This window comes from Aurantimonas marina, assembly GCF_017183135.1.
GTDB classification, from domain to species: Bacteria; Pseudomonadota; Alphaproteobacteria; order Rhizobiales; family Rhizobiaceae; genus Aurantimonas; species Aurantimonas marina.
The window spans coordinates 15470-27722 of sequence record NZ_JADDXW010000025.1; the positions used below are offsets into that span (position 1 = coordinate 15470).

At 64.5% G+C, this 12253-nt stretch carries 12 protein-coding genes; 11 read left to right on the top strand and 1 reads right to left on the bottom strand.

What is annotated here, in order from left to right:
• The first annotated feature begins 5 nt into the window (after positions 1–5).
• From ING15_RS18295 to glnT, 7 genes are all read left to right on the top strand, one after another.
• On the top strand, positions 6–434 hold the full coding sequence (locus tag ING15_RS18295; protein ID WP_206456289.1) for a universal stress protein: 429 nt from the start codon (positions 6–8) through the stop codon (positions 432–434).
• 20 nt (positions 435–454) lie between these two features.
• Positions 455–1099, top strand: a complete 645-nt coding sequence (locus tag ING15_RS18300) for a hypothetical protein (protein ID WP_206456290.1) — start codon at positions 455–457, stop codon at positions 1097–1099.
• Between the two features lie 3 nt (positions 1100–1102).
• Positions 1103–1402, top strand: a complete 300-nt coding sequence (locus tag ING15_RS18305; protein WP_206456291.1) for a hypothetical protein — start codon at positions 1103–1105, stop codon at positions 1400–1402.
• Between the two features lie 108 nt (positions 1403–1510).
• A complete protein-coding gene (locus tag ING15_RS18310) occupies positions 1511–2407 on the top strand; it encodes a class II glutamine amidotransferase (RefSeq protein WP_206456292.1) in 897 nt (298 codons plus the stop codon).
• A gap of 1 nt (position 2408) precedes the next feature.
• The gene (locus ING15_RS18315) at positions 2409–3086 is read left to right on the top strand and encodes a GltB/FmdC/FwdC-like GXGXG domain-containing protein (RefSeq protein ID WP_206456293.1); all 678 of its coding nucleotides are present in this window, start codon (positions 2409–2411) and stop codon (positions 3084–3086) included.
• 10 nt (positions 3087–3096) lie between these two features.
• Positions 3097–4437 (top strand): FMN-binding glutamate synthase family protein, encoded by a 1341-nt coding sequence (locus tag ING15_RS18320; protein WP_206456294.1) that lies wholly within the window; start codon positions 3097–3099, stop codon positions 4435–4437.
• Positions 4438–4472: 35 nt separating this feature from the next.
• Positions 4473–5780, top strand: coding sequence for a type III glutamate--ammonia ligase (glnT, locus tag ING15_RS18325; protein ID WP_206456295.1), 1308 nt, complete (start codon positions 4473–4475; stop codon positions 5778–5780).
• 58 nt (positions 5781–5838) lie between these two features.
• On the opposite strand, the gene ING15_RS18330 is transcribed toward glnT, so the two are convergent.
• On the bottom strand, positions 5839–6843 hold the full coding sequence (locus tag ING15_RS18330) for a GlxA family transcriptional regulator (RefSeq protein ID WP_206456296.1): 1005 nt from the start codon (positions 6841–6843) through the stop codon (positions 5839–5841).
• An 85-nt stretch (positions 6844–6928) separates the two neighbouring features.
• Here ING15_RS18330 and ING15_RS18335 point away from each other — a divergent pair, with 85 nt between their 5' ends.
• The 4 genes from ING15_RS18335 to ING15_RS18350 all read left to right on the top strand — a co-directional run bounded on the left by ING15_RS18335 (position 6929) and on the right by ING15_RS18350 (position 12131).
• Positions 6929–8179 (top strand): sarcosine oxidase subunit beta family protein, encoded by a 1251-nt coding sequence (locus ING15_RS18335; protein WP_206456297.1) that lies wholly within the window; start codon positions 6929–6931, stop codon positions 8177–8179.
• 100 nt (positions 8180–8279) lie between these two features.
• The gene (locus ING15_RS18340; RefSeq protein ID WP_206456298.1) at positions 8280–8567 is read left to right on the top strand and encodes a sarcosine oxidase subunit delta; all 288 of its coding nucleotides are present in this window, start codon (positions 8280–8282) and stop codon (positions 8565–8567) included.
• Positions 8564–11569, top strand: a complete 3006-nt coding sequence (locus tag ING15_RS18345; protein WP_206456299.1) for a sarcosine oxidase subunit alpha family protein — start codon at positions 8564–8566, stop codon at positions 11567–11569. The genes ING15_RS18340 and ING15_RS18345 overlap by 4 nt, the downstream gene beginning before the upstream one ends.
• Positions 11562–12131 (top strand): sarcosine oxidase subunit gamma, encoded by a 570-nt coding sequence (locus tag ING15_RS18350; RefSeq protein WP_206456300.1) that lies wholly within the window; start codon positions 11562–11564, stop codon positions 12129–12131. The genes ING15_RS18345 and ING15_RS18350 overlap by 8 nt, the downstream gene beginning before the upstream one ends.
• Positions 12132–12253 lie beyond the last annotated feature (122 nt).

The window sequence follows — 12253 nt, forward strand, 5'->3', positions numbered from 1 at the left end:
AGACCATGATGAAACAGGTGCTTTGCGCCATAGACGGTTCGCGCGCCTCGCAGCGGGCGGTGGATTTTGCCGTCGGCATGGCCGCAAACTTCGGGGCTGCGGTTCGGTTCATTACCGTCACGACCGTGACCCAGGCCAGTGCAGCCAAGAGCCCGTTCTGGGACACGCGGCTGTTCGACGCGGGCGAGACGTTGATCGCCCGCGAGCAAACCCACGCGATGGAAGCGGCAGAGGCCAGAGGCGTGAGGAATGCGAGTTGCGTGACCGTCAGCGGGCGTGATGTTGCGACGGCGATCGTGGCTTATGCGCAGGAGCACGGGTTCGACCATATCGTCATGGGCACGTTGGGTCATTCGGCGCTCGAAAGGCTGTTGACGGGGTCGGTGGTGGATGAGGTCCTGAACCAGCCGCATCCTCCCGTCACGGTCGTATGATCGGGGCGGGCGCATTCGCGATGGCGGCGGCCGGCAGCGCCGCGCTCGGCTGGATGTATCACCGTGACCGGACTCGCATGATCGCCCATCGCAGATCGGTGTTCGAGGCGTGCCGGGGACTGCTGGACGACGCCGAACTGTCACAGGATGGGGCGGACTATCCGCGTCTCGCGGGCTGTCGGAATGGAGTTCCGGTAGAACTGCGCCTGCTGGCGGATACGATCCAGTTGCGCAAGCTGCCGGTGCTGTGGCTGTTGGTCACGATTCAACAGCCGGTGAAGGTGGCGGGGGTCTTCGACATGATGATCCGGCCCGACAATTCGGAATATTATTCGCCGCATGACCGGTTGCGTACGGTGCTGCCCACGCCGGTGGGTTGGCCGGACGATGCGGTGGTTCGCTGCGACCGGCCGGAGGCGGTCGCGCCACTGCTGGATCATCTCACTCCCCATGTGTGCGCCTTTACCGGCGAGGGGCGTGGCAAGGAATTATTCGTTGCACCACGCGGCCTGCGGCTCGCCTACCGTGTCGATGAGAGCCGACGCGGACATTACCTGGCAACCCGACAGCCGCTGTTCGACAACGACCGGTTGGACCGTGACATGGTCGAGAGCGTGATTGCACGCGGCTTTGCACTCGCTGCCGATCTGAACCGAGAGAATTAGCGGATGGCTGGTCCGTCGCCTGAAAGACCGCCGCATCATCCCTACACTGTGCTCGCCGTGTCGCTGGTTCTGACCGGTATGGGGCAGGTGTTGAACGGACAGGCGCAGCGCGGCCTGATGATGGCGTTCACGGCGCTGGGTCTCGCATGGGTGAGCTACAACCTGACCACGCCGGAGATCAGTTTCGTCGGACGTTACGCGGGCGGCCTGATGATCCATGCCATCGCGCTGATGGACGCTTACAAGTTCGCCCGGTTGCGTTGGCGGCAATGGCAAGTGGCGCAAGGAAAACAAGACGCGTAGATGGCGCGATATGTTTTCTATAATGAAAATAAATTTCCTATCAGTTGATTTCCGTTGGCGTTGGTGTTTATCTCCGCCTGGAACGTTTGCGAGAAAGGTGCGAAGCCGATGTGCGGTATCGTTGGGCTATTTCTGAAGGACCGGTCGCTTGAGCCGAAGCTGGGCGCGATGTTGACCGAGATGCTGGTGACCATGACCGATCGTGGCCCGGACAGCGCCGGGATCGCGATCTACGGGAAAAACGGCGACGGGCACGCCAAGCTGACGTTGCAGGCCGAAAACCCGGACGTCGAATTTGCCGATCTCGCCGCCGACATGGGCGCGGCGATCGACGCTGAGGTCGAGATCCGGTGCAAGGACACCCACGCGGTGCTGACAGTTCCGAGCGACAAGATGGGCGAGGCGCGGCGCGCGTTGGCCGAACTCCGCCCGAATGTTCGGGTGATGAGCGCCGGCGACAACATTGAAATCTACAAGGAGGTCGGGCTGCCGAAGGATGTCGCGGCGCGGTTCGGCCTATCCGCCATGGCGGGAAGTCATGGCATTGGCCACACCCGGATGGCGACGGAATCCAAGGTCAATACGCTGGGCGCACACCCGTATTCGACCGGGCCGGACCAGTGCCTGGTGCACAATGGTTCACTGTCGAACCACAATGGACTGCGGCGCAAGCTGGTGCGTGAAGGCATGTCGTTCGAGACCGAGAACGACACCGAAGTCGCCGCCGCCTATCTGAGCCACAAACTGCGGACCGGCAGCAATCTCCGGGAGGCGTTGGAATCCACCCTGGACGAGCTGGACGGGTTCTTCACCTTCGTGGTCGGGACCAAGGACGGGTTCGGCGTGGTGCGCGACCCGATCGCCTGCAAGCCCGCCGTCATGGCCGAGACCGATCAATACGTCGCCTTCGGCAGCGAATATCGCGCGCTGGTCAACCTGCCGGGCATCGAGAACGCCAAGGTGTGGGAGCCCGAGCCCGCCACCGTCTATTTCTGGGAACATTGAGATGCAGACGATCGATCTTGCCGAGACCACCCTGCGCGAGCTGAATTCCACGTTGCAGGCGCAGCGCGAGAGCACCAACCAGACCGCCTGGACGATCGAAAACCCGCGCGGCGGCCATGCGGTGGCGGTGGGTCTCGACGCGCCGATCGAGGTGATCGTCAAGGGCTCCACGGGCTATTACTGCGCCGGCATGAACAAACAGGCCACCGTGCGGGTCGAAGGTTCGGCGGGGCCTGGCGTCGCCGAGAACATGATGTCGGGCAGCGTGGTCATCGACGGCGACGCCAGCCAGTACGCCGGCGCGACCGGCCGCGGTGGGCTTCTCGTCATCAAGGGCAATGCGGCCTCGCGTTGTGGCATCTCGATGAAGGGCATCGACATCGTCGTCCATGGCAATATCGGCCACATGTCGGCGTTCATGGCGCAGGCGGGCAACCTTGTGGTTCTGGGCGATGCGGGCGACGCGCTTGGCGACTCGCTTTACGAGGCGCGGCTGTTCGTGCGCGGCAAGGTCAAAAGCCTGGGCGCCGACTGCATCGAAAAGGAGATGCGGCCCGAACATCTGGAGATTCTTCGCGACCTCCTGCAGCGTGCCGGCGCGGACGCCAAACCGGAAGAGTTCAAGCGCTATGGCTCGGCTCGCCAGCTCTACAACTTCCACATCGACAATGCTTACTGAGGAGACTGAGATGAAGGACGCTCCCCCGCACGACGTGCCGCGTACCGAGCCACGGCAATCCTGGACCTTCAGCAACAGCGTCAATTCCGAGATTCGCCGCGCTGCGGCGACGGGCCTCTATGACATCCGCGGCGGCGGCTCCAAACGGCAGCTGCCGCATTTCGACGACCTCTTGTTTCTTGGCGCATCGATCTCGCGCTACCCGCTCGAAGGCTACCGCGAGAAATGCGGAACCGGCGTCACCCTGGGCACGCGGTACGCGAAAAGACCTATCGAACTGAAGATCCCCGTTACCATCGCCGGAATGAGCTTCGGCTCGCTCTCGGCCCACGCCAAGGAGGCACTGGGTCGCGGCGCGTCCGCCGCGGGAACCTCGACGACCACCGGCGACGGCGGGATGACCGAGGAGGAGCGCGGGCATTCCGACAAGCTGGTCTATCAGGTTCTGCCGTCCCGCTACGGGATGAACCCCGACGATCTGCGCCGCGCAGACGCCATCGAGATTGTGGTTGGGCAGGGTGCTAAGCCCGGTGGCGGCGGCATGCTCCTTGGGCAGAAGATCACCGAGCGTGTGGCGGGGATGCGGACGCTGCCTGTGGGCATCGATCAGCGCTCGGCCTGTCGTCACCCCGACTGGACGGGGCCTGACGATCTCGAGATCAAGATTCTCGAGATCCGCGAGATCACCGGTTGGGAGAAGCCGATCTATGTGAAGATCGGTGGCGCGCGTCCCTATTACGACACGACGCTGGCGGTGAAGGCCGGCGCCGATGTGGTGGTTCTGGATGGGATGCAAGGCGGCACCGCTGCCACGCAGGACGTCTTCATCGAGCATGTCGGACAGCCGATCCTTGCATGCATCCGCCCGGCGGTGCAGGCGCTCCAGGACATGGGCATGCATCGAGAGGTGCAGTTGATCGTCTCCGGCGGCATCCGCAACGGCGCCGATGTCGCCAAGGCGTTGGCGCTTGGCGCGGACGCGGTTGCCATCGGCACGGCGGCCCTCGTCGCGCTCGGCGATAACGATCCCGTCTGGGAGGAAGAATACCGCAAGCTCGGCACGCGGGCGGGAGCCTATGACGACTGGCAGGAGGGGCGCGATCCGGCCGGCATTACCACCCAGGATCCCGTGTTGATGAAGCATCTGGACCCTTTGGCTGGGGGCCGGCGGCTGCACAACTACCTGTCGGTCCTGACGCTGGAAGCGCAGACGATCGCGCGGGCCTGCGGGCACAACCACGTTCACAATCTAGAGCCCGAGGATCTGTGCGCCCTGACCGTGGAAGCCGCGGCCATGGCGCGCGTGCCACTGGCTGGTACTTCCTGGATACCGGGACAATCCGGATACTGAACAAGATAATGATAATGGGGTGGGGACGGTAGAATATGGCTGCGGATCTTGCAAAGTTCGCCAAGGAAAAGGGCGTCAAATACTTCATGGTGTCGTTTACCGACCTGTTCGGTGGACAGCGCGCCAAGATCGTGCCGGCCCGGTCAATCACCAAGACGCAAGAAGACGGTGCGGGATTTGCGGGGTTCGCAACCTGGCTGGATCTGACGCCGGCGCATCCGGACATGCTGGGGGTGCCCGACCCGGACTGCGTGATCCAGTTGCCTTGGAAACCCGACACGGCCTGGGTTCCGGCCGATTGCGTCATGGAGGACGCGCCGGTTGCCCACGCGCCGCGCAATGTTCTCAAGCGTCTAGTGGACGAAGCCGCCGCCGAGGGATTGCGTGTCAAGACCGGTGTCGAGGTAGAGTTCTTCCTGCTGACACCCGATGGCCAGCAGCTGGCGGACTCCCATGATGGCGCGGCCAAGCCCTGCTATGACCAACTCGCCATCATGCGGCAGGCGGACCTGATCGGCGAAGCGCTGGACCATATGAGCGAACTTGGCTGGGGGCCTTACCAGGCCGACCACGAGGACGCGAACGGTCAGTACGAAATGAACTGGGATTTCGACGACGCGATCGCCACCGCTGACAAGCACTCCTTCTTCAAGTTCATGATTCGCTCGCTCGCCGAGAAATACGGCATGCGCGCGACCTTCATGCCCAAGCCTATCGAAGGGCTGACCGGCAACGGCGCGCATGTGCACATTTCGGTCTGGGACTCCACCGGCAAGACCAACGTCTTTGCCGACGGGAGCAAGGAGATGGGGATGTCGGATACCTGCCGGCATTTCCTCGGCGGCATCATGAAGCACGCCTCGGCACTGGCGGCGATCACCAACCCGACGGTCAACTCCTACAAGCGTATCAACGCGCCCCGTACGACGTCCGGCGCGACCTGGGCGCCGAACACTGTCACCTGGTCGGGCAACAACCGCACCCACATGGTCCGGGTGCCGGGACCAGGGCGGTTCGAGCTGCGGCTGCCGGACGGAGCGGCAAACCCGTATCTGCTGCAGGCGGTGATCATTGCGGCGGGTCTCGACGGGGTGCGGACCAAGGCCGACCCGGGCAAGCGCTACGACATCGACATGTATCAGAACGGGCACACGGTGAAGGATGCGCCAATCCTGCCGTTGAACCTGTTGGACGCGCTACGGACCTTCGACAAGGATGAAAGCCTGAAAGCGACGTTGGGAGAGGAGTTTTCCCGCGCCTATATCAAGCTCAAAATGCAGGAGTGGAACTCCTTCGTCAGCCACTTCTCCCAGTGGGAACGCAAGAACACGCTCGATATCTGAGGACCCGCGCCGATCGGGTCCGGCAAAGCCAAGGCGGGCGGACCGTCTCCAAGTCGCATTATCCAGGCTGCGACTTTGCCAATCCGGTATCGTCCTGATGAGGACGGGCGCGAAAACTCGAGGGTGCGCGCCCGAAAACATCACGGAATGCCTTGGAAAAGTGCGCCGAGCTGGCGAAGCCGGTGGCCAGGGCGATCTCGGTCAGCGACAGCGTCGATTGTGTCAGCAGATTGCTGGCCTTCTCCAGTCTGAGTTCCCGGTAGAAGGCCATCGTGCTGCGGCCCAGCCTCTGGCGGAAAAGCCGGTTGAGCTGTCGCGGTCCGACGCCCGAAAGTTGCGCCACCTGGGCAAGATCCAGCGGGTCGGCCACATGGTTCTCCATCATTTCGATCGCCTGGATCAGCGCGGGATCGTTGATCCCGTACCGTTCCACGAGCCCGGCGCGCTGCGGCCCGCCGGAGGGTCGGATTTCCGTGTGCATGAACCAGTCGCTGATCTGGCGCGCAAACGCGGGGCCATGATGCTCGTTGATCAGCGCATGCATCATGTCGAGTGGTGCCGTGCCGCCCGCACAGGTGATCCGGTCGCGATCCATGACGTAAAGCGTGCGTTCCACGATCAGCGTCGACGAAATCTCCGCCAGGGTCGGGGCATGTTCCCAGTGGACCGTCATGCGTCGACCCTCCATCAGGCCGGCGAGCGCGAGAAGGACCGGGCCGCCGGATACGCCACCCAGCCGTACCCCCCGCCGCGCGAGTTGCCGCAACCAGTTGAACACCCGGTCATCGGCAAAGCTGCCCGGATCGCCTCCCGCGACAACCAGAACGAGATCGAAGTCGACGTCCCGTCCGAGATGAGCGGATGCCTCAACGATCGAGCCGCTCGAACTGACGCCGCGCCTATCCCCGGCAGCCAGGTGACGAATGTCATAGACGGTTCGATCGGCCAGCAAATTGGCGGCCCTCAGCGGCTCAACCGCCGACGCGTAGGACATGAGGGCGAAGCCGTCGATCAGCAGGAACCCGATGCGGAAGGCGCCAGCGCGCTCAACGGATATGACCATAATCTATAATATTCCGTCTTTCTTGCGAAAGTCCACGCATCGAACCAGGCTCAGTATCGGTCCACAAGCCAAAGGGCGGAGACCAATGCGATACTCGCTGCTGAAGATTCTCACCGAGGGGCTGACCGGCAACCGCGGCTGGCAGCCGGTCTGGCGGGAACCCGAGCCGGAGACCGCCTACGACGTCGTCATCGTCGGCGCCGGCGGGCACGGGCTGGCCACGGCCTACTACCTTGCCAAGGAATTCGGCATCACCAACGTCGCGGTGCTGGAAAAGGGTTGGCTCGGATCGGGCAATATCGGGCGTAACACGACGATCATCCGGTCGAACTATCTGTTGCCCGGCAACGAGCCGTTCTACGAATTCTCCATGAAGCTCTGGGAAGACCTGGAGCAGGATTTCAACTACAATGCGATGGTCTCCCAGCGGGGCGTCCTCAACCTCGGTCACAGCGACGCGCAGCGCGACGCCTTCGCGCGGCGCGGCAATGCCATGCGGCTCGCCGGAGCCGACGCGGTTCTGCTCGATACCGAGGCGGTCCGCGAAATGTGTCCCTTCCTCGACTTCGACAACGCCCGCTTTCCGATCAAGGGCGGGCTTTGGCAGCCGCGCGGCGGTACGGTCCGTCATGACGCGGTCGCCTGGGGCTATGCGCGCGGCGCCGACAGTCGTGGCGTCGACATTATCCAGAACTGCGAGGTCACCGGTTTCCAGATCGAGAACGGGATCTGCCGGGGCGTCGAGACCACCCGCGGCAAGATCCGCGCCAGGAAGGTCGCCGTCTGTGTCGCCGGCTCGTCGGGCCGGGTGATGGCAAAGGCCGGCATGCGCCTGCCGATCGAAAGCCACGTCCTGCAGGCTTTCGTCTCGGAGGGGCTGAAGCCGGTCATCCCGGGCGTCATCACCTTCGGCGCCGGCCATTTCTACGTCAGCCAGTCCGACAAGGGCGGCCTCGTCTTCGGCGGCGATCTCGACGGCTACAACAGCTATGCCCAGCGCGGCAATCTGCCGGTCGTGGAGGATGTCTGCGAGGGCGGCATGGCGATCATGCCAATGATCGGGCGCGCGCGGCTCCTGCGCATGTGGGGCGGCATCATGGACATGTCGATGGATGGCTCGCCCTTCATCGACAAGACCCATATCGGCGGCCTCTATTTCAATGGCGGCTGGTGCTACGGCGGCTTCAAGGCGACGCCCGCCTCGGGCTTTTGCTACGCGCATCTCCTGGCCCGCGACGAACCCCACCCGACAGCGGCCGCCTATCGGCTCGACCGCTTCCGCCGTGGCGCCATGATCGACGAAAAAGGCCAGGGCGCGCAGCCCAATCTGCACTGAGCCCAATCTGTATCGAGGACCTGACCATGCCGACGGTCGACACCTATCCATTCCCGATCGGGAAGCAGGCGGAAGCGCCGCGAGGAAGGAGCAGCACGAGATGATCATCGACCATCCCCTTCTGGGCCCCCGCGATGCGGGGGAATTCGTGTATCTCGGCGACGCGGCGCTGATCGACCGGCCCAACCCGCAGGACGACGGCGCGAGCGAGAAGTTCCATGATTATCTCTACTTGCGGGACAACCCGGCAGGGTGGCATCGCGAGCTCTGGTATCATGAACAGGGCGACCGCTCCTGGCTGGTCCTGACCCGCAACACGTTGACACACGAGATCACGTCGGTCGAACTGGCGCGCGACGTTGCCTTGGCACGGGGGCGGGGCGCATGACCGACAGCCGATCACCCACCGCAACGCCCGGCCCGGTCGAAACCGGGACCGGTACCGGGCAACCCTTTCGAGTCCAGGGCGGTCTGATCGAGCGGACCGGTGGCGTCCGTTTCAGCTTCAACGGGACATCGTTCCAGGGCCATGACGGCGACACGCTCGCTTCGGCGCTGCTCGCCAACGGTGTCCGCGTGGTCGGCCGTTCGTTCAAGTATCATCGGCCCCGCGGCATCTTTTCGGCGGGGTCGGAAGAGCCGAACGCGCTGGTCCAGTTGCGCCGGGGCGCCCATCAGGAGCCCAACACGCGCGCCACTACGGTGGAGTTGTTCGACAACCTGGAGGCCACCAGCCAGAACCATCGCGGCCCGCTCGGCTTCGACCTGATGGCGGCGAGCGACCTGCTGTCACCGTTCCTTTCGGCCGGCTTCTACTACAAGACCTTCATGTGGCCGAAGGCGTTCTGGGAGAAATTCTACGAGCCGCTGATCCGCAATTCGGCCGGGCTCGGCCGGCTCTCCATGGAACCCGATCCGGACAGCTACGACAAGGGTTTCCTGCACTGCGACGTGCTGGTGATCGGCGCGGGGCCGGCGGGCCTTGCGGCGGCGCTGGCGGCCGCGCGCGCTGGCGCCCGGGTGATCCTCGCGGACGAAGATTTCCGGCTTGGCGGCCGGCTCAATTCGGAAACCCTGGAGGTCGACGGCAAGTCCGGCTCGAATTGGGCCGACCAGGCGGGCGCCGAGTTGGCGGCCATGGCCAACGTTCGCGTGATGCCCCGCACGACCGTTTACGGCGCCTTCGACCACGGCACTTACGGCGCGGTGGAGCGCAAGACCGATCATCTCCCGGCATCCGGCGGCAAACCCCGGCAGGTGCTCTGGCGCGTCTACGCCAAGCGCGCAATTCTTTGCGCCGGCGCGACGGAAAGACCGATCGCCTTCGGCAACAACGATCGCCCCGGCGTGATCATGGCGGGAGCGGTGCGGGCCTATGCGAACCGCTGGGCGGTCGCGGCCGGCAAGCGGGTCGCCGTTTTCACCAACAATGACGACGGCTGGCGAACGGCGGTCGATCTGGCTGCAAAGGGCGTCGAGATTGCCGCCGTGGTCGATAGTCGACCGGGCGCGGCCCGCGCCAAGCTGCCGGGCGCGGCGATCCACATGGGCGACGCGGTCATGGACACGTCGGGACGCATGGGAATTCGCCGGATCAAGCTTGCCGGCGGCGCGAGCATATCGGCCGATTGCCTTGCCGTCTCTGGCGGTTGGAACCCGAATGTCCATTTGACCTGTCATCAGGGCGGGCGGCCTGAATGGCGGGACGACATCGCGGCGTTCGTGCCGGGGAAGACTCTTCCTGTCGGCATGGTCGTGGCGGGTGCGGCGAACGGTTCCCAGTCGCTCGCGTCCGCCCTCCTGGAGGGAAGTCAAAGGGCCGATCAAGCGGTCGAGGCTCTCGGCTTCTCTCCCTCACGCCAAAACCCGCCGCGGGCGGAAGACGAGACGATCGCGGTGTCGGCGTTCTGGCAGGTCAAGGAAAGCCGCGCCCGCGCCTGGGTCGATCTGCAGAACGACGTGACCGTCAAGGACGTGAAGCTTGCTCACCAGGAGGGTTTCCGTTCCGTCGAGCATCTGAAGCGCTACACGACCCTCGGCATGGCGACCGACCAAGGCAAGACGGCAAACGTTCTCGGTCTCGCCATCATGGCCGAGACCGCAGGTCGCAGCATCCCCGAGACCGGCACGACGATTTTTCGCCCGCCCTACACTCCGGTGGCGATCGGCGCCCTGGCGGGTCGGTCGCGGGGCAAGGATTTTCGTCCCTACCGCCTGACTCCCAGCCACGATTGGGCCAAGGAGCAGGGCGCGGTGTTCGTCGAGACGGGCGCCTGGCTCCGTGCCCAGTGGTTCCCCCGCTCCGGCGAGACGCACTGGCGGCAGAGCGTCGACCGCGAGGTGGAGATGACACGCGGGTCGGTCGGGATCTGCGACGTGACCACGCTTGGCAAGGTCGATATCCAGGGCCGGGACTCGGCGGAATTCCTCAACAAGGTCTACGCCAACGGCTTCGCCAAGCTGGCCGTCGGCAAGACCCGCTACGGGGTCATGCTGCGCGAGGACGGCATCGTGATGGACGATGGCACCACCGCGCGTCTGTCCGAGACGCATTTCGTGATGACCACGACGACGGCCAACGCGGGGGGCGTGTTCCGGCATCTGGAGTTCTGCCGCCAGTGCCTCTGGCCCGGTCTCGACGTTCATCTGATCTCCACCACCGACGGCTGGGCGCAATATGCGGTGGCCGGACCGAATGCCCGCGACCTCATCCGCAAGGTCGTCGACGCGGAACACGACGTCTCCAACGAGGCCTTCCCGTTCATGGCCTGCGGCGAGCTCACCGTGTGCGGCGGCACGCCGGCACGTCTGTTCCGCATCTCCTTCTCGGGCGAACTTGCCTATGAGATCGCGGTTCCCGCTCGCTATGGCGACGCCATGATCCGCGCGCTGATGGCGGCCGGCGAGGAATTCAACGTGGTTCCCTATGGCACCGAAGCGCTCGGCGTGATGCGGATCGAGAAGGGTCACGCGGCGGGCAACGAACTGACCGGCCAGACCACCGCCCGCGATCTCGGCCTTGGCCGCATGGTTTCCAAGCAGAAGGACTGCATCGGCAACGTTCTGTCCGGGCGGCCTGACCTCAACCGCGAGGACGGCCTCCGCCTGGTCGGATTCCGTCCTGTCGATCGCGCCGAAAGCCTGACGGCCGGGGCGCATTTCCTGCAGCGGGGCCAGGCGGCAACGACGGAGAACGACGAAGGGTGGATGACGTCGGTGACCTATTCGCCGTCGCTCGGCCACGCGATCGGCCTCGGTTTCATCAAGCGAGGCGAGGCACGCGCCGGCGAGATTGTCCGCGCGGTGGATTTCGTGCGGGGGCACGACATCGAGGTGGAAATTGTCTCCCCGCATTTCATCGATCCCGAAGGAGAGCGGCTCCGTGCCTGATTTCAAGCTCACGGCGAAGCCTGCGCTCGGCGGCTACCGGAAGGATTTCGGCGGGGTCACGCTGAGCGAACGCGCGGACGTCGCCATCGTATCCATCGCCACACCGCTTGGCGGCGAGACGACCCTTGCACAGGCGGTGACCCAGGGCTTTGGCGCAGCGCTTCCCTCGGTTGGCGGGACGACCCTGTCGAGCGACGGCCGGACCCGCTTTTTGGGCATGGCGCCCGGCCAGGTCTTCGCGCTCTTCGAGCACGATGGTCCGGATGCTCGCGCGCTTGTCGACGGGAAGCTGGGTGGTGCCGCCTATACCACTGATCAGACCGATGTCTGGGTCGCGCTTCGGATCGATGGACAGCGGACCCGCGCGGCGCTGGAGCGGATCTGTCGTCTCGACCTTCATCCGGGCGCTTTTCCGGAAGGAAGGGTGGCGCGAACAGTGATGGAACATCTCGGGGTGATCATTCTCCGCGAGGGTCCGGACGCCTTCCTTCTGCTCTCGGCACGCTCTTCGGCGGGCTCGTTCCTTCATGCGGTCGAGACCTCGATCCAGAACGTGATGTGAGACATCGCAACAACAGCAAACGCAGCGGCGGGCACGCTCTTGAGACCGGGCCTGACCAAAGCGTTGCGAAACAACAGTAAAATCCGGGCCACGGCCCAATTACGGAATGGGGGGACAAACGG